24 protein-coding genes and 1 tRNA gene are annotated in these 23,094 nt (G+C 61.2%); 13 read left to right on the top strand and 12 right to left on the bottom strand.

What is annotated here, in order from left to right:
• Positions 1–6: 6 nt before the first annotated feature.
• Together V5B59_RS01720 and V5B59_RS01715 are read right to left on the bottom strand one after the other, a co-directional pair.
• A complete protein-coding gene (locus V5B59_RS01720; RefSeq protein ID WP_169071071.1) occupies positions 7–1,440 on the bottom strand; it encodes an HDOD domain-containing protein in 1,434 nt (477 codons plus the stop codon).
• 46 nt (positions 1,441–1,486) lie between these two features.
• A complete protein-coding gene (locus V5B59_RS01715; protein ID WP_169071072.1) occupies positions 1,487–3,001 on the bottom strand; it encodes a helicase HerA-like domain-containing protein in 1,515 nt (504 codons plus the stop codon).
• A gap of 136 nt (positions 3,002–3,137) precedes the next feature.
• Here V5B59_RS01715 and V5B59_RS01710 point away from each other — a divergent pair, with 136 nt between their 5' ends.
• The 3 genes from V5B59_RS01710 to V5B59_RS01700 all read left to right on the top strand — a co-directional run bounded on the left by V5B59_RS01710 (position 3,138) and on the right by V5B59_RS01700 (position 6,267).
• The gene (locus tag V5B59_RS01710; RefSeq protein ID WP_169071077.1) at positions 3,138–3,863 is read left to right on the top strand and encodes a YebC/PmpR family DNA-binding transcriptional regulator; all 726 of its coding nucleotides are present in this window, start codon (positions 3,138–3,140) and stop codon (positions 3,861–3,863) included.
• Positions 3,864–4,088: 225 nt separating this feature from the next.
• The gene (locus tag V5B59_RS01705; protein WP_169071073.1) at positions 4,089–4,862 is read left to right on the top strand and encodes a peptidoglycan-binding protein; all 774 of its coding nucleotides are present in this window, start codon (positions 4,089–4,091) and stop codon (positions 4,860–4,862) included.
• A gap of 1,162 nt (positions 4,863–6,024) precedes the next feature.
• Positions 6,025–6,267 (top strand): Mut7-C RNAse domain-containing protein, encoded by a 243-nt coding sequence (locus tag V5B59_RS01700; RefSeq protein WP_332351514.1) that lies wholly within the window; start codon positions 6,025–6,027, stop codon positions 6,265–6,267.
• A gap of 174 nt (positions 6,268–6,441) precedes the next feature.
• Here the strand turns inward: V5B59_RS01700 and V5B59_RS01695 are convergent, their stop codons facing one another.
• Positions 6,442–6,870, bottom strand: a complete 429-nt coding sequence (locus V5B59_RS01695; RefSeq protein ID WP_034909219.1) for a hypothetical protein — start codon at positions 6,868–6,870, stop codon at positions 6,442–6,444.
• A gap of 364 nt (positions 6,871–7,234) precedes the next feature.
• On the opposite strand from V5B59_RS01695, the gene V5B59_RS01690 reads away from it, so the two are divergent.
• A complete protein-coding gene (locus tag V5B59_RS01690; RefSeq protein WP_169071074.1) occupies positions 7,235–8,644 on the top strand; it encodes a hypothetical protein in 1,410 nt (469 codons plus the stop codon).
• On the opposite strand, the gene V5B59_RS01685 is transcribed toward V5B59_RS01690, so the two are convergent.
• Positions 8,641–10,176 (bottom strand): DUF6399 domain-containing protein, encoded by a 1,536-nt coding sequence (locus tag V5B59_RS01685; RefSeq protein WP_332351228.1) that lies wholly within the window; start codon positions 10,174–10,176, stop codon positions 8,641–8,643. The genes V5B59_RS01690 and V5B59_RS01685 overlap by 4 nt on opposite strands.
• Positions 10,177–10,385: 209 nt before the next feature.
• Between V5B59_RS01685 and V5B59_RS01680 the strand changes: the two genes are divergently transcribed.
• The 7 genes from V5B59_RS01680 (at position 10,386) to V5B59_RS01650 (ending at position 14,096) form a co-directional block, all read left to right on the top strand.
• Positions 10,386–10,655: a hypothetical protein gene (locus V5B59_RS01680; RefSeq protein ID WP_169072079.1), complete on the top strand. Its 270-nt coding sequence runs from the start codon at positions 10,386–10,388 to the stop codon at positions 10,653–10,655.
• 208 nt (positions 10,656–10,863) lie between these two features.
• A tRNA-Val gene (locus tag V5B59_RS01675) sits at positions 10,864–10,940 on the top strand.
• Positions 10,941–11,300: 360 nt separating this feature from the next.
• On the top strand, positions 11,301–11,735 hold the full coding sequence (gene dksA / locus V5B59_RS01670) for an RNA polymerase-binding protein DksA (protein ID WP_169072078.1): 435 nt from the start codon (positions 11,301–11,303) through the stop codon (positions 11,733–11,735).
• 6 nt (positions 11,736–11,741) lie between these two features.
• A complete protein-coding gene (locus tag V5B59_RS01665; protein WP_332351509.1) occupies positions 11,742–11,993 on the top strand; it encodes an alpha/beta fold hydrolase in 252 nt (83 codons plus the stop codon).
• A gap of 91 nt (positions 11,994–12,084) precedes the next feature.
• The gene (locus tag V5B59_RS01660) at positions 12,085–12,624 is read left to right on the top strand and encodes an alpha/beta fold hydrolase (protein ID WP_332351507.1); all 540 of its coding nucleotides are present in this window, start codon (positions 12,085–12,087) and stop codon (positions 12,622–12,624) included.
• 31 nt (positions 12,625–12,655) lie between these two features.
• Complete coding sequence (locus V5B59_RS01655) at positions 12,656–12,937, top strand: 3'-5' exonuclease (protein ID WP_332351505.1); 282 nt, start codon at positions 12,656–12,658, stop codon at positions 12,935–12,937.
• Positions 12,846–14,096 carry a 3'-5' exonuclease family protein gene (locus V5B59_RS01650; RefSeq protein WP_332351503.1) on the top strand — a complete coding sequence of 417 codons (1,251 nt, stop codon included), beginning with the start codon at positions 12,846–12,848 and terminating at the stop codon, positions 14,094–14,096. Before V5B59_RS01655 ends, V5B59_RS01650 begins: the two co-directional genes overlap by 92 nt.
• Here V5B59_RS01650 and V5B59_RS01645 read toward each other — a convergent pair.
• Genes V5B59_RS01645 through mltG form a run of 6 tightly spaced genes read right to left on the bottom strand, consistent with a single transcriptional unit; the run spans position 14,088 to position 18,587 of the window.
• Positions 14,088–14,744: an ankyrin repeat domain-containing protein gene (locus V5B59_RS01645; RefSeq protein ID WP_169072075.1), complete on the bottom strand. Its 657-nt coding sequence runs from the start codon at positions 14,742–14,744 to the stop codon at positions 14,088–14,090. The genes V5B59_RS01650 and V5B59_RS01645 overlap by 9 nt on opposite strands.
• The gene (locus V5B59_RS01640) at positions 14,741–15,523 is read right to left on the bottom strand and encodes a TatD family hydrolase (protein WP_169072080.1); all 783 of its coding nucleotides are present in this window, start codon (positions 15,521–15,523) and stop codon (positions 14,741–14,743) included. Before V5B59_RS01640 ends, V5B59_RS01645 begins: the two co-directional genes overlap by 4 nt.
• Positions 15,524–15,528: 5 nt before the next feature.
• Positions 15,529–15,909 (bottom strand): PilZ domain-containing protein, encoded by a 381-nt coding sequence (locus V5B59_RS01635; protein WP_034918700.1) that lies wholly within the window; start codon positions 15,907–15,909, stop codon positions 15,529–15,531.
• Between the two features lie 7 nt (positions 15,910–15,916).
• Positions 15,917–16,957, bottom strand: a complete 1,041-nt coding sequence (holB, locus tag V5B59_RS01630; protein WP_288130348.1) for a DNA polymerase III subunit delta' — start codon at positions 16,955–16,957, stop codon at positions 15,917–15,919.
• Positions 16,954–17,589: a dTMP kinase gene (gene tmk / locus V5B59_RS01625; RefSeq protein WP_169072073.1), complete on the bottom strand. Its 636-nt coding sequence runs from the start codon at positions 17,587–17,589 to the stop codon at positions 16,954–16,956. Before tmk ends, holB begins: the two co-directional genes overlap by 4 nt.
• Entirely contained in the window at positions 17,586–18,587 is a 1,002-nt protein-coding gene (gene mltG / locus V5B59_RS01620; protein ID WP_332351497.1) for an endolytic transglycosylase MltG, read from the bottom strand. Before mltG ends, tmk begins: the two co-directional genes overlap by 4 nt.
• 180 nt (positions 18,588–18,767) lie before the next feature.
• On the opposite strand from mltG, the gene V5B59_RS01615 reads away from it, so the two are divergent.
• Positions 18,768–19,799 (top strand): YgfZ/GcvT domain-containing protein, encoded by a 1,032-nt coding sequence (locus tag V5B59_RS01615; RefSeq protein WP_169071870.1) that lies wholly within the window; start codon positions 18,768–18,770, stop codon positions 19,797–19,799.
• A gap of 10 nt (positions 19,800–19,809) precedes the next feature.
• Complete coding sequence (locus V5B59_RS01610) at positions 19,810–20,697, top strand: NRDE family protein (RefSeq protein WP_169071871.1); 888 nt, start codon at positions 19,810–19,812, stop codon at positions 20,695–20,697.
• Here V5B59_RS01610 and V5B59_RS01605 read toward each other — a convergent pair.
• Positions 20,672–21,151, bottom strand: coding sequence for a hypothetical protein (locus tag V5B59_RS01605; RefSeq protein ID WP_034919249.1), 480 nt, complete (start codon positions 21,149–21,151; stop codon positions 20,672–20,674). The two genes, V5B59_RS01610 and V5B59_RS01605, sit on opposite strands and share 26 nt — an antisense overlap.
• A gap of 63 nt (positions 21,152–21,214) precedes the next feature.
• Positions 21,215–23,089 carry a potassium transporter Kup gene (locus V5B59_RS01600; RefSeq protein ID WP_034919245.1) on the bottom strand — a complete coding sequence of 625 codons (1,875 nt, stop codon included), beginning with the start codon at positions 23,087–23,089 and terminating at the stop codon, positions 21,215–21,217.
• Positions 23,090–23,094: the final 5 nt, after the last annotated feature.

Here is a 23,094-nt window from a genome sequence, read left to right as displayed (position 1 = left end):
CTGATCTCACTGAATCGCACCAACGAATGCCCCGATGGTCGCCCGCGCCTGGTGCAGATGCAGCAGGCAGTCTTCCCACTGCGCTTGGCCCAGGTCGACTTCGTCGAGCAAGGCCGTCCGCTCGGCGTCATGCTCGGCAGGCGCGTGACTGCCGAGCGACGCGTACGCCGCCTGGTCGGCGAGACCGATCAGCGCGCAGAACATGCGCTCGTCACCGGCTGCCGCGGGGTCGTGATGGTGGGCGATGGCGGCGAGGTACTTTGCCGGCAGATCCCAGCGCTCGGCAACCATTTCGCCAACCTCGGGATGGGTGAACTCGAACAGCGTGCGCTCGGCTTCGAGACTGCTCATGGCCGAACCGCGTTTGAGTTCGAGCACCTGTCGGTAAGCCGATTCGGCCTGCACGGCGAAGATCAGCTTGCCGATGTCGTGCAGGAGGCCGGCCATGAACGCCTCGTCGGCCGAGCAGTGCACTCGCGACGAGAGGAAACGTGCCGCGGTGGCAGTGGCGATCGAGTGTTTCCAGAAATCGACCAGGTTCAGTCGCTCGGTGCGAAAGGCATCGAATGCGCCGACCGAGATCAGCATTCCCTGCACATTGATGAAGCCGAGCACGCGCACGGCGTCGGCAATGGTGGCCACACGACGGGAGAAACCGAAGAAGGCCGAGTTGGCGACCCGCAGGATCTTGGCCGAGATCGCCGGGTCGTTGATCATCAATCGTTCCACCGCCCGGGCATCGACATTGGGATTCTGCATCATCTTGACTGCCTGGATGATGATCGTCGGCAAGGTCGGCACCTCGTAGATATCGATCGGGCGGAAGCGTGCCAGAGGTTCCGCCGTCAGTTTGTTGCCACCCGAAGCGTCACTCGTTTCCAGCAGGCTCGCCGACAGACCCGGATGAACGAGCTGGAAGACATGCATCGGGTGCGGCAGGTCGCGCAGGCGCAGCATGCCGGTATCGTGCAGGCTGCTGCTGGCAGGCAGGGAATTGCGCACCAGCACTTCGGTCTTCGAGGTCAACAGGGTCTGCCCGCCGTGCGTCACCGCCAGCAGGCGGGCAACGCGGTTCACCGTCGTGCCGAAATAGTCTCCATGACTCAGGTACGCCGGGCCGGTGTGCAGTGCGACGCGCACCCGCAGCGCGGCACGCGTCGGCCACTTCTCGGCAGCGACGCTGGTCTGGATCTGGCAGGCAGCCCTGAGCGCTTCGGCAGCATCGTCGAAAGTGACACAGAAAGCGTCGCCGACGGTCTTGAAGACGTAGCCGCCGTGGCCTTCGATGGCTGACGATAGCAGCATGTTGTGGCGCTGCAGGGCAAGGCGCATGGCCACCGACTCGCGCTCCCACAGGCTCGTCGAGCCTTCGATGTCGGTAAACAGGAAGGTTGCGGTAATCAGCGACGCGTCGCCCAGGGTCATTTCTTCGGGTACCATTTGCAGCCTCGCTCGTTCGTCAGCAGGGGATCAAAATTGCCAAAACTCAGCGCCGGCGCGAGCCGCCGCCGAGGATCGAACCGAGAACGCCGCGAATGATCTCGCGACCCACCTGCGAGCCGATGGCACGCGCGGCGCTCTTGGCCGCCGTCTCGATCACCGAATCGCCGCGTCCCCGGCCACTCCCGGCACCGCCGAAGAGGTCGCCCAGACCATCGAGCCAGCCGCCACCGGCCGCCGCTGGCGGCGCCTCGCCAGCAGGCGTGCCGCCTTTCGGCGGCGCGGCGACGGCGCTTCCCTTGAGCTTCTCGTAAGCCGACTCGCGGTCGACGACATTTTCGTAATGCCCGTAGATCGCCGAACTCCGGATTACCGCCTGCCGCTCCTCGGCGGTCTGCGGGCCGATTCGCGACGTCGGCGGCAGAATGAAGGCACGCTCGACGACGCTTGGCCGGCCCTGCTCGTCGAGGAAGGAAAGCAGCGCCTCACCGACTCCGAGTTCAGTGATCGCCGTCTCGGCATCGAACTTCGGATTCGCCCGCAAGGTCTGCGCGGCAGCTTTCACGGCTTTCTGGTCTCGCGGCGTGAACGCGCGCAGCGCGTGCTGAACCCGGTTGCCGAGCTGACCGAGAACGGTATCGGGAATGTCCAGCGGATTCTGCGTGACGAAATAGATGCCGACGCCTTTCGAGCGGATCAGGCGCACCACCTGCTCGATCTTTTCCAGTAGTGCCGCGGGCGCTTCATTGAACAGCAGATGTGCCTCGTCGAAAAAGAAGACCAGCTTGGGTTTGTCGAGGTCGCCGACTTCCGGCATTTGCTCGAACAGCTCGGAGAGCAACCAGAGCAGGAAAGTCGAATAGAGGCGCGGCGAGGCCATCAGCTTGTCACCGGCCAGGATATTGACCACTCCCCGGCCATCGTCGGTCTGCATCAGGTCGGCAATGTCGAGCATCGGCTCGCCGAAAAAGACCTCGCCACCCTGCTCGCCGAGGTTCAGCAAGCCCCGCTGGATGGCGCCGATCGAAGCTGCCGAGACATTGCCGTATTCGCTGGTAAAGGTCTTGGCGTTCTCGCCGACGTACTGGATCATCGCCCGTAGATCCTTGAGATCGAGCAGCAACAGGCCGTTGTCGTCCGCGATGCGGAATACCAGTTGCAGCACTCCGGCCTGCGTATCGTTGAGGTTCAGCAGCCGCGACAGCAGTACCGGTCCCATGTCCGAGACCGTCGCGCGCACCGGATGTCCATCCGCGCCGAACACGTCCCAGAAGGTGACCGGGCATTTCGCCGGCGCGTAGTCGGTGACGCCGAGCGCGTCCAGGCGCGCCTGCAGCTTCGGCGTCAGGCTGCCGGGAGCGGCCAGACCGGAGAGATCGCCCTTGACGTCGGCCATGAACACCGGCACGCCAATCGCCGAAAAACGTTCGGCGAGCAACTGCAGGGTGATCGTCTTGCCGGTGCCGGTGGCGCCGGTGATCAGGCCATGCCGGTTGGCCAGGGCCGGCAGCAGGGACAGATCGGTATCTTCGTGTCTGGCGATGAGCAGAGGGGTAACCATGATCGACTCCGGAAAGTGGTGGCAGGGAGGGAACGCGGGAAGTGCTAAAATGCGGGGCTTGATTATCAACCATTTGCGGTCGGGTTTGTTGCTCTCGGCAGCAGCCGGACCCGATCAGCAATCATCAGAGGTCAGCATGGCAGGACACTCCAAATGGGCCAACATCCAGCACCGCAAGGGCCGCCAGGATGAGAAGCGCAGCGCATCCTTTTCCAAGATCGCCAAGGAAATCACCGTCTCCGCCAAAATGGGCGGCGGCGATCCGTCGTTCAACCCGCGTCTGCGTCTGGCCATCGACAAGGGCAAGGGCGTCAACATGCCCAAGGACAAGATCGACAACGCGATCAAGAAGGGAACCGGCGAGATCGAAGGCGTCGAATACGTCGAAATCCGTTATGAAGGCTACGGCATCGGTGGCGCCGCGGTGATCGTCGACTGCCTGACCGACAACAAGACGCGCACCGTTGCCGACGTGCGCCATGCCTTCAACAAGTACGGCGGCAACCTCGGCACCGACGGTTGTGTTGCCTTCCAGTTCAGGCACTGCGGGCAGTTGCTGTTTGCCCCCGGCACCGACGAAGCCGCGCTGATGGACGCGGCGATCGAAGCCGGCGCCGACGACGTGCTCTCCAACGATGACGGCTCGGTCGAAGTGATCACCGCGCCGAACGACTACATGACGGTCAAGGAAGCGCTCGAAGCTGCCGGTTTCCGGTCCGAGTACGCTGGCGTGACGATGAAGGCCGAGAACGAAACGCAACTCGGCAGCGACGAATCGCTGCGCATGCAGAAGCTGATCGACGCACTCGAAAGCCTCGACGACGTTCAGGAAGTCTATACCAGCGTGGTGCTCAACGATTGAGCAGGCACGGCTTGTCTGAAATGGTATAGTAGCCTTGCCCCTGCGACCCCGGCGGTTCAGTATTGGGCGCTGGCGAATTGTTTCCTTGCAAATTCGATCTGCGGTCCATCAAGGCGATCCTCCCTCTGCTGCTTGCGCCTACATGAAGCGCCAGGGTGGGCGACAGCCAGTGTGGCGAGATCGGCCTGAATTTTAATTGTTCATTGTTTTTTTAGGAGATTAACTATGGAACAAATCACTGCATCGGACATTTTCGAGCTATCAGCCTCTGCGGTTTCTTCGATCGTGCAAGGAATCGTGGACAACCAGCAGTTCATTGTTCAGGGCGGAATCGAGACCCCGCTCCAGATTTGTCATTTCATGGCCCAACTCGCGCACGAAAGTGCCCACTTCAGAACGACTCGTGAGTTTGCCTCCGGCAACGCCTACGAGGGCAGAAAGGATCTGGGGAATGTGCAACCGGGAGATGGTCCCCGGTATCGAGGCCGGGGCCTGATCCAGACCACCGGACGGGCGAACTATCGAGAAGCCCGTGACGACATCCGCAAGATCGTTCCCGAAGCGCCGGATTTCGAGCAGCAGCCGATGGAACTGGAAAAATTCCCGTGGGCACTGTTGTCGGCGGTCTCGTATTGGCGACGCCGGAATATTAACCGATTTGCCGACCGCGACGACATTCGCGCCGTGACGCGCGCAGTGAATGGCGGCCTCAATGGCTTCGATGACCGCCAACGCTACTTGATCAAGGCCAAAGCGATCTGGCTGGCGGAGAGCACACCCACCGCCAGGAATCAGACACTCCGCCCTGGAGACCGCAACGATGCCGTCGTGGATCTGCAGAACGAGTTGATCGATGCCGGCTATCGTCTCCGGGTGGACGGCCATTATGGCGATCATACCAGGGAGGCCGTGCTTGATTTCCAGACACGGCACCGTCTCACTACGGACGGCGTGGTGGGTGCGCGAACCTGGGCCACACTGAGAGCCTCTACCGACTGAAACACCGTCATGCCACCCGCAAGCAGTCGACAAACCACCCGTAAAAGGCATTCGGGAACGTGGCCTCATGCCCCTGCCTGCATTGGACTTCCGCGGTCTCCTGTGCCGCCAGGGCGGATCGTTCCTGGATGGCTTGGTCGTGGGAGGCTGTTGTTGACGGTGATCCCGGCAAGACTTTCCGGAGCAAGGCCGCGTTCGCTTGTGGTGCACAGCGTCCTTGCCGCCATCCTCTGCCAGGCATACATCGCAGAAGCGCGGTCGGCCCGCTGCTCGGCGAGCGACGAGGGCCATTTCAAGTGCGAGTTCCGCGCCACGGCACGGCAGTTTTCAGATCTCGGCCCAAGGAAAGCCGACTTACACCTTGAATATGGTGGAACCTGGGCTCGCTTACGGTTTCCTCAATATTGGCAAAGGCAATATTCCCTTGCCTGGCCGCTTCGTTCGCAGCCCAACTGAAAAGTCGTGCTAGGAGAACGACGCGACATCGACCCGGATTTGCGCGTGGTGAGCAGACCAACGGTCGCTGTACGCCGCACGCGCGACGACACCGCCGCTCCGGCCTGCACTGCTCCCATTCGGCACGGCAGGCCGGAACCGCTTTCGCACAGCGACTCACGGAAAGCCGGTGAGGATATCTTCGACACCTGTTGGGGCTCCTTAGTTAGTAAGTCCAACCCGCATTGGTAAATCAATGGCTTACAAATAATCTGACCCACTTTTCTTATCCCGAACTGAGGTTAGCGGTACACGAGAGGCTTTGCAGCCCTTCGATCCCAGGAGTTTGCTCCAGGGCTTCGTTCCTCAGCCCAACCTACGGCGGCGAGGCCACCCTGGCGAGCGAAGGGCGAAACGGTGGCAGGAAGAAGGATGTGGTGGGCGAACCATCCGCGCTTCGACGGCGTCACGACGCAACGAACGTAGGTTGGGCTGAGGAACGAAGCCCAACGGCTCCTGCCATGCGCACGTCGTCTTCTGCCTTCTGGCATCGCGCCAAGAAGCAATGCTGATACGTGCGGCAGGATATCTTGTCCGGGGTTTCTTATCCTGGAAATCGCCTTACCTGGCCACGGCGATTCGCTTAAGGTGATTTCCGCAAATTGCCGTACCAAGAGTCATGGTGTTAGGCCGGGCTCATGGCCAGAAAAACAAGCCGCTGCGGTAGTTGTTCGGGATCTTGATTCCCGGAAATCACCTAAGCACCGTCTCGCGCGGGAAAAGCCAGCGGCTGGACCTGGTTCAGCGATTCAGCCCGTTCACCCTCTGCCTGGAGTGCAACGCGCCTTTGCTGGCGATCGACAAGATACAGGTAATCGAATGCTTGCCGCCGTCCGTTCGGGCAAACCGGCAACATTTCACCTTCTGGGTGGTGTTCCTCAAGTGGATATACAAATCCCTAATATATTGATTATAAAATACTATATGGGGCTCATATCCACGTTTGGACCACTACCCACCTTCTGCAGTCCTTGCGCTCGTGTCTTCTGGCAAGGATCACGCTGGCAACGTATGCGGCAGTTACTGGACACGGCGATGCGGCAAGGCAGCGCGGCCTCTGAGGAACGATAGATTCGTGGGTGTTTCACTCATCCATCTCTTCGACACTGACGTTCCCCTTGCCCGAGCGTTTGATGAGGTACCGGGTACCGTCCTTGCCTGTCCACCGGGTCGCCGAGGGTGGTACCTTCACCCCGTCGATCGTCACATTGCCATTCACCACGCGGATACCGCTCGCATCGTCATCCCCCTTGCGGGTCGTGACGGTGGTGCCTGGTGAATGAGTGATCGAGGACGAACTCTGGCCGGGATTCACATACACGGCGTTGCCTTTGGTGCTGGTGGAAGTCTTGCCGGTATTGACCTTGGTGCCATTACCGGTGTTTACGCTCACCCCCCCGGCACCGCCGGTTTTCACGTCGACCTCACCCGAACCTCCGACCGAAACCGAGACCTGGGCCGTCGCGGATGCCGCTGCAAGGATGAGCAAGGCGGCCGTGATTGTCTCCTTCATTCGAATCCCTCACTGTTCAAGAAATGGCCAGGCGACGAAGGACAGAAAATCCGACGCCCCGTCGGCCTCGATACCAGTATCCCGGATTTCCGCTCGGATAGTCAATCGGGAAATCCTGCCGAGAGCTACGGCTATGCGAGAAGCACGGCACCACAGGCTCGCTGGATCCCCGCTCGCCAATCTCCACCAAGGCGCCAAAGCCACGCTCGAAAGGAATAAAGCAGTAATGGCAAATCAGATATACTTTTCCACGCGGCGCCTAGCCGCTCGCTGACGCCGGCGGTAAACCGCCCGTGCAAACGAGCCTGTGTAGCCCCCACCCGTCCCCAGAGAAACGACAGCTCTCACCCGCCAGGAGCAAGATGTGGAAAAGGTTTGGAGCAAATTCCGGATCGGCGAGAAGATCGGGCTCGGCTTCGCTGTCGTCGGCCTGCTGTTCATCGGCGTCGTCTGGCACTACCACCAGACCCTGCAATCGGTGCTTGCTGACCATCGGCAGCTGCAAACCGTCTTCGAAGTCCGTAAATCGCTGGCTCTCGAAATCGAGATCGAGATGGCGGCCGCACGCGATGCAGAAAAAGACTTTCTGATCCTGCGACATGAGCATTTCGCCGACGATGTCGACCAGCACCTGCAGGTCTTGCGTACAAAGGTGACCGCGCTGGCGGCGGTGGATCAACAATCCCGGCAGACCGCCGAACAACTCCAGAGGCTGCTGACCACCTATCAGGAGAGTTTTCGCGCCGTCACCGAGGCCTGGCGAAGCATCGGGCTGGATGAAAACTCCGGCATCCAGGGAGCTTTCCGCCAGAAGGTCCATCGCCTGCAGGAATTGTCCGCGCAATACTACGTCGACCCGCTGTATACCGTTCTGCTGCAGATCCGTCGCAGCGAAAAGGACCTGGCCTTGCGCAGGGATCCGGCTTACCGGGAACGGGTTCGGACGCTGATTCAGGAGTTTCGCCAGCTCGTCCACGCCTCCGAACTGCGGGCAGCGGTGAAACAGAAACTGCTGTCGGAGTTGGCCGTCTACGCCAGAACCTTCGAACCCTATGCCGAAAACGCACTCAAGACCGGCAACGTCGGTGGCGGCATGGGAGCATTCCGGGATGCGGCACATCGCATCGAGGCGATTCTCAGGGCCCATCACGTCCCCAATCTGGAAACCAACGTCTACAAGCTCCGACGGCAGGAAAAAGACTTCCTGCTGCGCGGCGACGAGGCCTACGTGACGAAGTTGGTGGACATCGCCAGGACGCTCCGCTCCCAGATCGCCGCATCACCGCTCTCCGAGACCGACAAGGCGCTCCTCGCCGGCCTGTTGCTCGATTACCAGCAGGGTTTCCTGCAGCTGGTAGCACAGCACGCCAGCATCGTGACACTGACCAGGGAGGTGGACGCTGCCGCCAGGCAGATCGCTCCACTGATCACGGCCAACGTGAATCAGGCCAACCAGATGATGGCCGCCCGCGTCGAGGCCATCACCGAATCCTCGCAGGCCAGCGTCCGCCTGGGCATGCTCTCGATGTACGGCGCGCTTGCCCTCGCACTGGTCTTCGTGATCACCCTGACCAGGCGCATCGTTCGCAAGGTTAGGCAGATGGCCGGTCTGCTCGACGACCTCGCCTATGGTGCCCCGACTGCACGCGTCCCAACCTTGCCCGGCGGGCGGGACGAGATCAACGCCATGGCGGAATCACTGAATGCGCTGCTGGAACATCGTGCCAACTTCCTCGACTGTTGGAAGACATCGATCAACGGGCTTCCCACTTAAGCCGGGACAATCTCTAACTTCAATGGGTTATGCACAACCCGGTGGCGGGACTTCCTCGGTAAGGGAAGTTCCCCCATCTGGTTGAGCAGCCAATCGAAAAGATCAGGGAAAGAGGTGCTAAACAGACGTTCGGCTGCGATAGTGCCGTCACTACGTCTCACCCCATAGTTGTGGATAACCGTTAGCGCAGCCAGGCGGCATTTCGTCAGACCTCGCCCGTTATGATACAACTGGGACAAGCGGCCATTGCGCCCTTCGACGGCGGAGGAGCTGCGATGGAACTGTCGCACCATCCATTCCCCCCATTCTAGCCAGCGCTGCAACTCACTCTCGGAGAATCCCGAATGGAACGGGTCTGCTTTCCAGGCCTCTAATGCTCGCTGCCAAGCCTCCTGATACCGTTTCCGGTGAACCCTGTTTTGCGTTTTCCGCATTTGGTAGTGCCAATAGAGTACGGGCAACAGCTTGCTCGTCAGCCATTGCCGAGTCGCTTCATCCAGAGACCAGCCCAGCAGGATTTCTTCTACCCAAAGCCACCAAAAGCTGACGTGACTCGATAAGGCGCCGATCTGGGCACGGAACTTCTTCAGGGCGGAACGGGTATCCTGGATCCCTTGTTGCGCCGCCAGAGTTTCCAGGGCCTGTGCTCGCGTTTCCAGTCCTGCCACTACGCTCTCCGCCGTCGTGCGAGTATTCTCCTCCAGGGAGAAGGGATGGATTTCCTCGGCGATTCCCAGCAACTGCTTCTGGTACTCTTGCTGCGCCTGTTCCACTTGCGCGCGGGCTTCCCAGGCACAGGCCTGTTGTGCCGCCAAAGCCGCCTTTTCCTCGGTACTGGCTCCGCGCGACGGCTGATCAAGGGCCTTCTGGGCCAGTTCGCAGCACTGATCCGCCTTGGCTTTTCGACGTCCCAAGGCCGGTGACAACCAGCGACTGAGGCCATATTGCTCGTGGAACGTATCCGCGCCCGAGGTACACTCAAAGCCTGTGACCGCTAATTTGATCAGGGCCTTCGCCCGGTCACTGATGGCGTGGTTGACTTCGATACCCAGTGCTTCCAGGCGCGGGGTCACCTGGGCAAACCAGGTATCGAAACCCCGGTCCTTCTGAATCGACTCCAGCAATAGGTAGCCCGAGGACAAATCCATCAGCACCAAGATCAGAATCTCCCCAAAGAACGTCTCATCCGCGGCCACCACCGCTTGGCGTGTCCGCGTCGGTACCGAGGCTTCACACTGTTGCTGAAACAGGGGCAACAGCGCTTCCATCCGGCTGAGTTGGGTCTGCAAGGCGCTGGGAGACACCCCCACATGGGTATGAAGGCGGATCAATTGGAAGAAATCCGACAAGGCACCCGCCCCCACATGATGTTGCAGCCCGAACGTGTACAGCACAGCAAATACCAGCAATCTCAGCCATGCCTCCCCCTCTTCGGTTTCCCAAAACCCCGATTCAGGATGTCGGTTCCTACGGGCTTGCGCTTGCAGGTGGCGATGAACACTGCTTTTCGGGCGATGAATTAATTCCCCCACTGCACGCAGGCTTCGTTTTCCCTGGTCTGTAAGTGCGGCAAAAATGACGCGGCTGGTTGTCCGTATGGCTTGAGTCGTAGAGTTTTTTTGTCATAAAACTGATGATACAGGAGATGCGGCAACCAGTTCCCATCTCCTCAGCTCCCTTCATCCTCAGACTCTATCGGTAGCATGACTGTCCCGCTTTAAGTGGGAAGCCGATCAACGAGATGATTGCCCAACGCGACCTCGACCGTGCCAATAGCGAAGCCGCGCGTGACGAAGCGATCACGGCTCTGCGCGCGGCCAGCACCGCCAAGGTACAGCAACTCAATACGATCCGTGAAAGCCTGCTGCATCATGCCGAACAGATTGTCGAGATCCATCAGCGGCTGCGCTCGGCCCCCGGCGACGTCAACACAGACGATGTACAGGCCCTCGAACACGCGGCTCAGGGCATGGTGACGCTACTCGAAGTCCTGGCGGTTGACCACACTTGAAACTGCCATGGCCATGGCAAAGGACGACCTGCTTAACACCCATCAGTTTTTTGTACTAAAGCTCTATCGGCTTGGCGAGACCGGCTTGCCATTGCCCGCATTTTCGGCGTCTCCATAAACTGATCGGTGTTAAGGTCACTTGACTTGAGTTTCCAGCCCCGTATAATGCGCGCTTCCTTGAGGTCATATGCAATGTTGGCTTTGATGAAGGCGCGTAGCTCAGCTGGTTAGAGCACCACCTTGACATGGTGGGGGTCGTTGGTTCGAGTCCAATCGCGCCTACCAGTTAAACCACGGTAAACTGGTTTGGCTGGATGGAACAGCAAGAATGAAGGAAGCCGGTCTTGCTGTCGCAAGAAAAACTGTCCAAAGCCATCGGCAAATTCCGGTTGGCCTGCGTTCATAGCCAGGCAGTTCTTCTGATCCATTACACAAATACCTCCACCGTCTCACCAAAGGTTCTATCCGGCTTTCCGGTTCCAGGCTATGCCATCGACGCGCGATGCGCTAACATGAATGGCTGAAGCCAGCAGCAAGGTGGACCGACCGCCACCTGCCGCACAATCCGAATGGGTGATTCGAGGTCGAACGAGCGTTCTCAAACCCTTCCCCGCGATCGGTGGTCAAACAGAAACTGAAGGAGTGATGAACATGGACAAGCCTGCCGGACGAGTTGATGGAGAAACCGAGGCGACGCTGTTGTCCGCGTCACCCGAACAATACATGTCTGCCGGGCAACTGGCTTTTTTCCGCCGGCGACTGCTCGACGAAGAGCAAACCTTGCTCTCGGCCGTGAAAAAGACGGCTGGCCACCTGCAGGAGAGTGCAACGAGCTCCGACTGGAACGATCGTGCCAGCGCCGAGGAGGAACACACCCTTGAGCTGCGCGTTCGCGACCGCGAAAGAAAACTGCTCCAGAAAATCCGCGAAGCCCTGAAACGCATTGATGAAGGCAACTATGGCTGGTGCGAGGAAACCGGCGAGCCGATCGGCATCCCCCGGCTTCTGGCACGGCCTACGGCCGCCCTCTGCCTGGAAGCCCAGGAGCGGCGCGAACTGGCGAAACGCCGATTCGGTTGATTTGCCATGCCACAGATCACTGCCAACAATCTTCAGATCGAATATGAATCCTTCGGCGCCGAGTCGGCGCCGGTCATCCTGCTGATCATGGGGCTGGGCGCGCAATTGGGGCGCTGGAACATCGAACTCTGTGAGGCGCTCGTCGCCCGTGCCTATCGCGTGATCCGTTTCGACAACCGGGATTGCGGACTGTCAAGCAAACTCGACGCGGCCGGCGTTCCGGACGTCGGCCGGGCACTGCGCACCGGCACGCCGTGACCGCGCCTTATACGCTTGAGGACATGGCGGCGGACAGTGTCGGCCTGCTCGATGCGCTGGGATCGAAAAAGCGCATATCGTGGGTGCGTCGATGGGCGGCGCGATCGCGCAGATCGTCGCGGCACTCTATCCGCAGCGCACGCTGTCGCTGACCAGCATCATGTCCACCAGCAGCCATCCCGACCTGCCGCCGCCGACGCGCGAGGCTGCACAGGCGTTGATGGCGCCCCTGCCGCCGACGCGCGACAAGGAAACGCTGATCGAAGACGCCATCCGACGCCAGCTGGCCGTCGCCAGCCCCGAATACCCGAGTTGTCCGCAGCGTTTGCGGGAAGTCTTCACCGAGGAGCATGTGCGCGGCTTCCACCCGCGTGGGGTAACCCGGCAACTGGCCGCCTTTCTCGCCAGTGGTGATCGGCGCGCCCTGCTGGCGACGATTCAGGCACCAACGCTGGTCTTGCACGGTGCCGACGATCCGCTGATTCCGGTGGCCTGTGGCTACGATGTGGCGGCGCACATCCCGGGGGCCAAGATGCGGGTGATCGAAGGAATGGCACATGATTTCCCGCTGGCGCTCACCGAGGTGTTCGCCGATGCGATCGCCAGCGTGGCACAAGCTGCAGAACGCTGATCCGCCCGCGGGCGCTCCTGCATAGCGACCGATGAATGCCGTTCTCGCGCCCGAACCGATGATTTTTGTCGACCTGGAGACCAGCGGCGCCAATTTCGCGAACGACCGGATCATTGAAGTCGGCCTGATCGAAGTCGATGAGAACGGCGCACAGGAATGGAGCGTCCTGGTCAATCCCGAAACGCCGCTTTCCCCTTTCATCTCCGGGCTCACCGGCATCGATGACGCGATGCTCTGCTCTGCCCCCACGTTTTCGGCAACTCGCGCCGGCACTGCTCGACCGGCTGCGCGGTCGCCTGCTCATCGCCCATAATGCGCGCTTCGACTACGGCTTCCTGAAAAGCGAGTTCGCACGGCTCGGGGTGGATTTTCGGGCACCCAGCCTGTGTACAGTCAAGCTCTCACGCAAGCTGTTTCCCGAGCACCACCGCCACAACCTCGATACCCTGATGACGCGCCATGGCCTCAGCCTGAGCGGCGATCGTCACCGTGCGCTGGCCGACGCGCGCGTCCTCTGGGAATTGTGGCAGTGCTGGCATCGGCAACTGCCCGCTGCAACCATCCAAGGCGCGGTCGCATCGATTGTCGGTCGCCCCGAGTTGCCACCGCAGATCGACGCTGCGCTGATCGACGATCTGCCCGAGGCGGCAGGTGCGTATGCGTTTTACGGCAAGGATGGTCGCCTGCTGCTGAGCAGGCGCAGCAGCAATCTCCGCCAACAGGTTCTGGCACACTTCACGCCGGACAAGCGCGACACCGCACTGATCCGCGACACCAGGAAAATCGGGTGGCGTGATGCAGCCGGCGAGTTCGGCGCGCGCCTGCGCGAGATCGAACTCGCCCGCTCGGCGCCAGAAATCGGGCCGGCGGTCGCGAGCCACGGTTTGCAAAGACACGCAGCGGCCAATGGACTCTGTTCTTGGCAACTACGGCAATACGGCCAAGGCGATTTTCGGCCGCAACTCGTTTTTGCAGAAGACATCGATTTTGCGCTTGCCGACGATCTGTTCGGCTTGTACCCGACTCGTCGCGAGGCGCAGCGCAGCCTGCGCACGCTCGCCGATGCACACCGCCTGTGCCACCGCCAGCTCGGGCTGGAAGAAACGGCAGCAGGAGAGGCCTGCGCCGCCTTCCGGCAGAAGAACTGCCGCGGCGTCTGCATCGGCAAGGAAACTGCGATGCTGCACAGCGCCCGCCTGATGAGCGCGCTGGCCAAGTTCAAGGTCAAGGTCTGGCCGTACCAGGGACCGGTGGTGTTGATCGAGCGTGACGAGTTCGGTATGCGTGAGGATCTGCATCTGGTCGATCGCTGGCGCCTGCTGGGCACGCTGAATAGCGAAGAAGCCCTGCAGGCGCGCTTGGCTGACGGCCCGAGTTGCAACCGCTTCGACCCTGATATCTACCGGCTCATCCACAAGGTCCTGCAGACGGGCAAGCTGCGCGTTCGTCCCTGCCCAGCGTTCTCACTTTGAGCGTTCGATGGCCGCCGGATTGCCGGGACGCCCGCCGGCCTTGCGCAAGAGGTCGGCGATGTCGGTGTTCTCGGTCTTCAGTGCCCAGTCGATGGCCGTCGCGCCACGCTCGTTGGCAAGATTCGGATCGGCGTTGCTCTGCAACAGCAGTTCGACGACCTCGAGATGCCCAAAGCGTGCGGCAAACAGCAGCGCCGTCGAACCATTCGCGGTCCTTGCATTGACCTCGGCGCCCTTCTTGAGCAGGTAGTCGACCACCGCAGCGTGGCCGTTGAAAGACGCGTAGATCAGCGGTGGCCAGCCGTACAGGTTGACGTCTGCGCCCGCTTCCACCAGACGTTTCACGAACGGCAGCTTGCCCTTGTAGGCCGCCAGGCTCAGCGCGGTTTCGCCGTTGCGGTTGCGGGTATTGATACGGGCGCGATGCTTGAGCAGGTAGTCGAAAAAATCCATGTTCCCACGCTGAACCGCCTGCATCAGCAGCGTGTTGCCGGAGGCATCGACTGAATTGACATCCATGCCGCGGTTGATCAACTGGATCGCCCAGGGCGTGTCACCGGCGATCATCGCCTCCTCCATGTCTTCATAAGTTCCGGCAATAGCACAGGCAGGGACGAGCAAGGCAAACAGCAAAGCAATCATTTTCATTGAGGAACTTTCGTACGGGCATCAGGAAACAGACGGAAAAAATTGCTGGTGGTGGCGTCGACCAGCTCCTGGTAGCTCAGGCCGCGCAATCTCGCCATCTCTTCGGCAACGTGTTTCACATAGCCAGGCTGGTTGGTCTTTCCCCGATAGGGTACCGGCGCGAGATAGGGAGAATCGGTTTCCACCAACAGGCGGTCGAGCGGCACTCGCGCTGCCACCTCCCGCACCGTGAGCGCATTCTTGAAGGTGACGATGCCGGACATGGAAATGTAAAACCCCTGATCGAGCGCCGCTTCGGCGACCTGCCAGGTCTCGGTGAAGCAGTGCATCACCCCGCCAGCCTCGCCGGCACCCTCTTCCTGCATCACTCGCAGGGTATCGGCTGCCGCCTCCCGCGTATGGACCACCAGAGGCTTGCCGGCGGTGCGGGCAGCGCGAATGTGCGTACGGAAACGCTCTCGCTGCCACTCTGGCGCATCCTTGTGCCAGTAGTAATCCAGCCCGGTCTCACCGATGGCGATGATCCGCGGATGGCGAGCCAGTTCGACGAGTTCGGCAAGCGTCGGTTCGCGCACCCCGGTGGTCTCGGGATGCACGCCAACCGACGCCAGGATCGTTGGCCAGGCCTCGGCGAGCGCCAGCACCCGTGGCAGGTCTTCGAGGGTGACGCCGATGCATACGGCGCAACCCACGCCATTGTCGTGCATCAGTTCGAGCACCTGCTCGATATGGGCAGACAACTTCGGGAAGTCGAGGTGACAGTGCGAATCGACCAGCATCCCCATCAGACGGTATGCGTCGGGCGACCGGACTGCATCACTCCACCGAGCAGTCCCTCGATGCGTTTGCGTGCCTCCATGCCACTCTCGTCGTTCTTAAAGTGCACACCAATCCCCTGGACCTTGTTGTTATGCGCACCAACCGGGGTAATCCAGACGACCGTACCGGCGATCGGCAGTTTGGCCGGATCCTCCATCAGCGACAACAGCATGAACACCTCATCGCCCATGCCATAGTTGCGGGTGGTCGGAATGAAGATTCCACCGTTGCGCAAGAGCGGCATGTACGCTGCGTATAACGCCGACTTCGAGTTGATGTTCAGCGACAATACGCTCGGGCGCGGTGCTGCGGGGGCAACTGGCTTGCTGGTGTTTGCTTCTGCCATATCCCTCTCAGGAAGTTCGGAACAGCCGCACGTAACTCAAAAAAAACTCTTCGAGAAAGAGGCGGCTGTTCAAGGGTTGCTCGCAATGGGCCTTGTATTGTATCGCCTTTCTGTGGAATGCCAAGAGCTTGCGGGTGTCGGTGGTTTGCGCCAGGTCTTGCAGCAGCGGTCTCTGCGCCAGGAAATAGCGTGCTGGCAGACCTTCGCTCGCCAAAACGAGGTCGAACAGCCACTTCTGCCCCCAGTCGATAACGCGCTTCAAGGGCGCCGGGCGCTTTTCGGCCTTGACCAGCTTGTCGAGGCTGGTGGCGGCGGCCAAAGGGTCTAGCCCCTGCCCACGCGAGACCTGCGCGAGCAGCGAATCGAGCAGCACGCGCTCGCCGCTGCCGCTGAGTTCAAGCGCCAGCAGCGGCGAACCACCAGCCAGTGCCAGCCAGTTTCCGGCATCGCTGACCCCCGCATCGCGCAACCATCGTCCGGCAAGGTCACGCACCGGGCTGTGCACGGGTATCGCCTGACAGCGGCTACGGATGGTCGGCAGCAATCGATGCGGTTCACTGCAAACCAGAATGAACAGGGTAGAGGCGATCGGTTCTTCCAGCGATTTCAGAAGAGCATTGGCGGTCGAGCGATTCATGGCCTCGGCCGGGTTGAGCAACACCACGCGCACACCATGGCGGTGGGTACCGACATGCAGAAAGTCATCGAGCGCCCGTACCTGATCGATCGTGATCTGCTGGCTGGGCTTCTTCTTGCCCGCATCTTCGCCCTCACCGGCCTCGGCCCCGGCCTCGGCAGCGAGCGCGTTCGGCCGCAACAGACGCAGATCCGGGTGATTGCCTTGCGCAAGCCAACCGCAGGCCAGGCATTTGCCGCAGGCCAAACCGGAGGCATCGAGGTCTTCACAGAGCAGTGATTCGGCGAAGGCGCTGGCCAGCTCGAATTTTCCGATACCCCGCGGGCCGGCCATCAGCAACGCATGCGGCAACTGTGCTCGCCGTGCACACAATTGTTGCCAGACTGTGGAATGCAATTCAATCATGTTCATGAGGCGTGTCTTGCAATCGTATCCTGAATCAGTTTCCGGATCACTTCCGGGGCCTGATCCGCATCGATGACGCGGATGCGCTGTGGCGCCGCGGCTGCACGTTCCAGATACGCCTGGCGCACGCGCTCATGGAAATCTGTACGCTCCCTTTCGAAACGGTCGAGGTCGCGCGCCTGGGCAACGATGCGCCGAGCAGCGATGGCCGACGGCAAATCGAAAAGCAGTGTCAGATCCGGTTGCAGATGAGGATGCACCCACTGTTCGAGCTGCGCGAATTTCACCCGGTCGAGGCCACGCCCGCCGCTCTGGTAGGCGTAGCTAGCGTCGCTGAAACGGTCGCAGATCACCCAGTCACCGCGTTCGAGGGCCGGTTCGATGACCCGTTCGAGGTGCTCACGGCGAGCCGCAAACAACAGCAACGCTTCCGTCTCGAGGTGCATCGCCTGATGCAGCAGCAGTTCCCGGAGTTTTTCGCCAAGCGGCGTCCCTCCTGGTTCACGGGTGGACAGCACCGTCCGGCCCTGGTCAGCAAGAAAGGCTACTGCGTCGGCCATATGACTGCTCTTGCCGGCACCGTCGATGCCCTCAAAGGTGATGAATTTTCCGCGCGACTTGTACTCCCCTGGACTCAAGGCTTGCCACCTTTCTGATAGCGAGTCACCGCCTGCCTGTGTTCAGGCAGCGTATGTGAAAAATGGCTCGTTCCATCGCCACGGGCAACAAAATACAGCGCCTCGCTGAGCTCCGGATGCAGTGTGGCCCGCAAGGAAGCCAGGCCGGGCATGGCGATCGGTGTCGGCGGCAGACCGGCACGTGTGTAGGTATTGTAGGGCGTATCGGCAAGCAGGTCGCTTTTGCGCAGATTGCCGTCGAAATTCTCGCCCAGACCGTAGATCACGGTCGGGTCGGTCTGCAGGAGCATTCCCTGGCGCAAACGGTTTACGAACACCGCGGCCACCAGCGAGCGATCCTGTTCGCGCCCGGTCTCCTTTTCGACGATCGAAGCCATGATCAAGGCCTGGTAGGGATCACGATACGGCAGAGCAGCCGCCCGCGCGGACCATTCGCGCTCCAGATGCCGCTGCATCGCGCGGTAGGCACGCGCCAGCAGTTCGACATCGCTACTGCGTTTGGCAAAAAGATAGGTGTCGGGAAAGAAGAGTCCCTCGGCGGCCACCTGTGGTGCGCCCAGCAGGCGCATGATCTCGGCTTCGGGAATACCCGTGGTTTCATGGCGAAGGTCCGGATGCGCATCGAGGCGCTCGCGCATTTGCCGGAAGGTCCACCCTTCGATGAATGCCAGTTCCGCCTGCGTGAAGTCGCCATGGGTCAGTTTCCTCAACAATTGCAGTTGTGTCACGCCGCGGGCGATTTCGTAGCTGCCGGCCTTGATCGAAGCTTCGACGCCCAGCAGCCTGGCGAGCAGGACCAGCGCCCAGGGATCGAGTTCGACACCGGCCGCAGCGATCTCTCGGATCGCGGTACGCAGGCTGCTACCGGGCGTGATCGTGAAATCGACCGTCGCACGTTCCAGACCGATCGGCGTCAGCAGCACGCTGGCGATCAGCGCACTCAGCAGCGCGCACACAACGGCAATTAAAACGAACAGGCGACTGAGGAGTTTGCGCATCAATCCGGCGAACCGACAGGCTGCGGGGCTGGAACAGGGAGAATGGACTTCGAGTGGCTCTATAATAGCCGAAACACCCCGCCCTGAACCGAACTCCCGCGTTTCTGATCGCAGTCCATGCGGGCAAGGGCCGCAGGCCAGGGGTTTGTACGCTCACTACTGGATGAAGATGAGGCAACAATGAGCTCGATCTGGCAGGAAATTCTGGGTACTTCCGGTGCACGCATCGAGAAGGATTGGGTCACCGATTTCGGCGATGCCGCTGCAGAACTGGCGGCAGCCGCGGCGACGACAATCGTCGTGCCATTGAGTCATCTCGGCGTGATCCAGGTCAGCGGCCCTGAAGCGGCCACTTTTCTGCACAATCAATTGACCAGCGACGTCAAGCATCTGAACAGCGACGCGGCGCAGCATTCGGCCTGGTGCTCGGCCAAAGGCCGGATGCTCGCCAGCTTCCTGCTTTTCCGCATCGGCTCCGACTACCTGTTACAGTTGTCTGCCGACCTGTTGCCAGCGATCCACAAGCGCCTGCAGATGTTCATTCTACGCAGCAAGGTGAGCATCATTGACCTGTCCGGCGCTTGCGCACTGATCGGTCTCGCCGGTCCGCAAGCTGAAGCGGTATTGCAGACCGCCATGCTGCCGGTTCCAGCGACGCCCTTGAGCACTGCCGTTTTCGCTGCGGGGGCCGTCGTCCGCCTCGACGAAAGCCGCTTCGAGATCCTCGTCGATCGCGATGCCGCCCTGGCGGTATGGCAGGAATTGTCGTCGCAGGCCCGCCCGGTCGGCACTACCGTCTGGCAATGGCTCGATATTCAGGCCGGCGTGCCGCTGATCAGCGAGCGAACCAAAGAGGAGTTCGTTCCGCAAATGGCCAATTTCGAGCAGCTCGGGGCGATCAGCTTCCACAAGGGCTGCTATCCTGGTCAGGAAATCGTCGCCCGCACACAGTATCTCGGCAAGGTCAAGCGCCACCTCTATCATGCACACGCGGCCACACCGATGGCTGCTGGCGATGCCATCTATTCCCCGGCCAACCCCCAGCATCCTTGTGGCATGATCGTCAATGCCGCGCCGGCACCCCTCGATGGGTATGATGCCCTGGCCATCGTCCAGGAGAATTTCGTCGCTGCGGGGGACCTCGAACTCTCCGCCGCAGGTGGCCCGCACCTTGACCTTCAGCCCGTGCGTCACCCCGTCACTACGACTTGAGCATCCCACGATGTGTCTGATTGTCCTCGCCTGGCAGGTGCACTCCGACTATCCGCTGGTCGTCGCAGCCAACCGCGACGAGTTCTTCGCCCGCCCAGCAGCGCCCGCCGCATTCTGGCCAGAAGCCCCACAGGTGCTCGCCGGGCGCGACCTCGAAGCCGGTGGCACCTGGCTGGGCGTCAGCCGTGCGCGGCGTTTCGCCGCCCTGACGAACTACCGTGAAGGCGGCAAACAAGACCCCGATGCGCGCTCGCGCGGCGCCCTGGTGGCCGATTTCCTGATCGGCAAGGCCAGCCCGGCGGCGTACCTGGCAGAGGTCGCGGCGGCGGCGGCCGACTACAACGGCTTCAATCTCTTCGTCGGCGATGAGCAGCACCTCGGCTATTTCAGCAACCGCGGCGACGGCCAGCCGCACTGGCTTGAACCGGGCATCTACGGCCTATCCAACCATCTCATCGACACCCCCTGGCCGAAGCTGGCCAGCGCCAAGGCGACCTTTGCCGCAGCCCTGTCGGGACTGCCGGCGCCGGCGCCGTTCTTCGCGCTGCTCGCCGATCAGGAAATCGTTCCCGATGCCCACCTGCCCGAAACCGGCGTGCCGCTCGAATGGGAGCGCATCCTCTCGGCGGTTTTCGTTCGCTCCGAAAACTACGGCACCCGCGCCTCGACGCTGCTCACCAGGCAGCGCGACGGGCAGACCACGCTGATCGAGCGCAGTTTCGATGCCGACGCATGCGCAATCGGCGAAGTGTACGAACGCTGCGAAACCTTCAGCGCTAACGGTCATGACTTCTCCAGCGCCCTTGATCATGAAAGTCATGACCGTCTCCCTCTCCCCCGACCCATCCCTCGCGAGATGGGAGGGGTAGACCTCACAGTCCAAGCGTGGTCGGACTGAGTGGCTCGCCGCCGGCGGCGACGATTTCTTCGAAGCGCTTGGTATGGGGAGTGCACTCGTGGACGTCATCGAGGATCAGTCGGGCGCGTGCATGATCGCGATGGAAACGGATGAGCGTGTGCCTGCCATCGGCGATCAGCAGGGAATCCTTGAACTTATCGAGGTGGGGTGGTGAGTGGATGACCGTCAGCGACGGCGCATAAACGGTCAGCAGGTGCATCAACTGCGGGCTGTACTGTCTGACGAAATCCGGCTTCTGCACGACGATCGTCAATCGCTGATGGGATTCCCGCGCCACCAGCAAACCACGCAGCACGGCAATTCGCTCAGGACTTTCGAGTCTGAGCGGCGCCAGGTCTTCATCGAAAATCTGTAGCGTCGCGGTCGACCGATCCAGGATTTCCTGCACGGCGCCGTCATAGTCGCTCCAGGTGGTGATCAGTCTGCTGCTCATCGAGGCGGTCCGTCTGCTTGTTGGCAGATATCATACTGCGATCTCCGGGCAAATTCGCAAACGTTAGAGAACGACCTGTGTTCCCAACTCGACCACGCGATTGGCCGGCAGACCGAAGAAGCTTGCTGCGCTGCCCCCATTGCGGAACATGGCGACAAAGATCTTGGCCCGCCAGGACCACATGTCGGACTTCAAATGTGGAATCAGCGTTTCCCGCCCGAGGAAGAACGAGGTGTCCATCGGGTCGAAACGGAGCCCGGAATCGGCGCATCCTGCAAGAGCGTCTGGCAGGTTTGGCTGCTCCATGAAACCGTAGAATACCCTCACCTGCCAGAAGTCACCCGGCAGGCGCACCACGGCCAGCCTGCGGTTTGGCTCCGCACGGGGGATGTCCAGGATGTTGACCGAAACCAGCACGACGCGCTGGTGCAAGGCCTTGTAATGTTTCAGACTGTGCAGCAAGGCGTGGGGAAGGTTGTCTGGATTGTGCGTGAGAAACACCGCCGTGCCGGGTACGCGCGTCACTCCTTCAAGACCGTGGATGAAGCCCGTGGTCTCCATCACATCTGCAGCCAGGCGTTCATTGAGCAGATCGCGGCCGCGCTTCCAGGTGGACAGCAGCAGATAGACGCCGAGGCCAAAAATCAGGGGGAACCAGCCGCCATCGGCGATCTTGACCGAGTTGGCCGAGAAAAAGGCCAAATCGATGAACGCGAAGGGCAAGGCGCCGAGAAACGCGCGCCAGAACGACCAGCCCCAGAGGTATCTCGCCACGACAAAAGCCAGCAGGTTGGTGATGAACATCGTGCCGGTGACGGCGATGCCATACGCCGCGGCCAGATTCGACGAACTGCCAAAGCCGATGACCAGTGCAAGCACGGCTAGCAGCAGCGTCCAGTTGATTGCCGGCAGGTAGATTTGCCCGATCTGCTGGTCCGAGGTATGGCTGATCTCCATGCGCGGCGAGAAACCGAGCTGCATGGCCTGTTGGGTAATCGAGAAAGCGCCGGAGATCACCGCCTGCGAGGCAATCACCGTCGCTACCGAGGCCAGCACGACCATCGGATACAGCAGCCAAGCTGGAGCCAGCAGGTAAAAGGGGTTGGCGATGGCTTCCGGATCGCGCAGCAGCAGCGCGCCCTGGCCGAAGTAGTTGAGCAGCAGCGCTGGCAGGACCAGGCCAAACCAGGCGAGCTGGATCGGCCTGCGCCCGAAATGCCCCATGTCCGCATACAGCGCTTCGGCTCCGGTCAGTGCCAGCACGGAAGCGCCCAGGGAAAAGAATCCGAGGATCGGGTTGTCCTCGAAGAAAGCGAAGGCGTGCCATGGACCCAGCGCACGCAGCACCTGTGGGTTGTCGGCGATGCTGAGGATTCCGAGTATGCCCAGCGTCAAGAACCAGAGCACCATGATCGGCCCGAAAAGATTGCCTACCGTGCCGGTTCCGTGCCGCTGAACTGCGAACAGTCCGATCAGGATGATCAACGAGATCGGCAATATGTAAGGCGTGAAGGCAGGGGTCGCCACCTCCAGGCCCTCGACCGCCGAGAGTACAGAAATCGCCGGCGTGATGACTCCGTCACCGTAGAACAGAGCAGCTCCGAACAGGCCGAGAATGACGATGATCCGGCGCTGCGTCGATCCCAGCTCGGCTGGCCGCAAAGCCAGCGCCATCAGGGCCATGATGCCGCCTTCGCCCCTGTTGTCGGCACGCGAGATGAAGGTTACATACTTCAGGCTGACGACGATCATCAACGACCAGAAGATCAGCGAGAGAATCCCGAGCACGTTGTCCGGCGTGATCGGCACGGGATGGTGCGCGCCACCGAAGACCTCTTTCAGCGCATACAGCGGGCTGGTGCCGATGTCGCCATAAACGACGCCAAGGGCAGACAGCGACAGCGCGGACAGGCGGCTTTGCGCCGTAGTTGAAGACATGATGC

It is taken from the genome of Candidatus Accumulibacter contiguus, assembly GCF_036625285.1.
Taxonomy (GTDB): domain Bacteria; phylum Pseudomonadota; class Gammaproteobacteria; order Burkholderiales; family Rhodocyclaceae; genus Accumulibacter; species Accumulibacter contiguus.
The sequence above is the reverse complement of the archived record's forward strand: the minus strand, read 5'-3'. Positions and strand labels throughout refer to the sequence as shown.

Excerpts from the sequence above, each read along its gene's own strand:
- dksA (WP_169072078.1), top strand. The coding sequence starts at position 11,301 with ATGAACATGGACAAGCCTGCCGGACGAGTTGATGGAGAAACCGAGGCG.
- V5B59_RS01600 (WP_034919245.1), bottom strand. The coding sequence starts at position 23,089 with ATGTCTTCAACTACGGCGCAAAGCCGCCTGTCCGCGCTGTCGCTGTCT.
- V5B59_RS01705 (WP_169071073.1), top strand. The coding sequence starts at position 4,089 with ATGGAACAAATCACTGCATCGGACATTTTCGAGCTATCAGCCTCTGCG.
- V5B59_RS01680 (WP_169072079.1), top strand. The coding sequence starts at position 10,386 with ATGATTGCCCAACGCGACCTCGACCGTGCCAATAGCGAAGCCGCGCGT.
- V5B59_RS01615 (WP_169071870.1), top strand. The coding sequence starts at position 18,768 with ATGAGCTCGATCTGGCAGGAAATTCTGGGTACTTCCGGTGCACGCATC.
- holB (WP_288130348.1), bottom strand. The coding sequence starts at position 16,957 with ATGAACATGATTGAATTGCATTCCACAGTCTGGCAACAATTGTGTGCA.
- V5B59_RS01720 (WP_169071071.1), bottom strand. The coding sequence starts at position 1,440 with ATGGTACCCGAAGAAATGACCCTGGGCGACGCGTCGCTGATTACCGCA.
- V5B59_RS01610 (WP_169071871.1), top strand. The coding sequence starts at position 19,810 with ATGTGTCTGATTGTCCTCGCCTGGCAGGTGCACTCCGACTATCCGCTG.
- V5B59_RS01655 (WP_332351505.1), top strand. The coding sequence starts at position 12,656 with ATGAATGCCGTTCTCGCGCCCGAACCGATGATTTTTGTCGACCTGGAG.
- V5B59_RS01660 (WP_332351507.1), top strand. The coding sequence starts at position 12,085 with ATGGGCGGCGCGATCGCGCAGATCGTCGCGGCACTCTATCCGCAGCGC.
- V5B59_RS01650 (WP_332351503.1), top strand. The coding sequence starts at position 12,846 with ATGACGCGATGCTCTGCTCTGCCCCCACGTTTTCGGCAACTCGCGCCG.
- mltG (WP_332351497.1), bottom strand. The coding sequence starts at position 18,587 with ATGCGCAAACTCCTCAGTCGCCTGTTCGTTTTAATTGCCGTTGTGTGC.
- V5B59_RS01640 (WP_169072080.1), bottom strand. The coding sequence starts at position 15,523 with ATGCTGGTCGATTCGCACTGTCACCTCGACTTCCCGAAGTTGTCTGCC.
- V5B59_RS01710 (WP_169071077.1), top strand. The coding sequence starts at position 3,138 with ATGGCAGGACACTCCAAATGGGCCAACATCCAGCACCGCAAGGGCCGC.
- V5B59_RS01665 (WP_332351509.1), top strand. The coding sequence starts at position 11,742 with ATGCCACAGATCACTGCCAACAATCTTCAGATCGAATATGAATCCTTC.
- V5B59_RS01635 (WP_034918700.1), bottom strand. The coding sequence starts at position 15,909 with ATGGCAGAAGCAAACACCAGCAAGCCAGTTGCCCCCGCAGCACCGCGC.
- V5B59_RS01715 (WP_169071072.1), bottom strand. The coding sequence starts at position 3,001 with ATGGTTACCCCTCTGCTCATCGCCAGACACGAAGATACCGATCTGTCC.
- V5B59_RS01605 (WP_034919249.1), bottom strand. The coding sequence starts at position 21,151 with ATGAGCAGCAGACTGATCACCACCTGGAGCGACTATGACGGCGCCGTG.
- V5B59_RS01645 (WP_169072075.1), bottom strand. The coding sequence starts at position 14,744 with ATGAAAATGATTGCTTTGCTGTTTGCCTTGCTCGTCCCTGCCTGTGCT.
- V5B59_RS01695 (WP_034909219.1), bottom strand. The coding sequence starts at position 6,870 with ATGAAGGAGACAATCACGGCCGCCTTGCTCATCCTTGCAGCGGCATCC.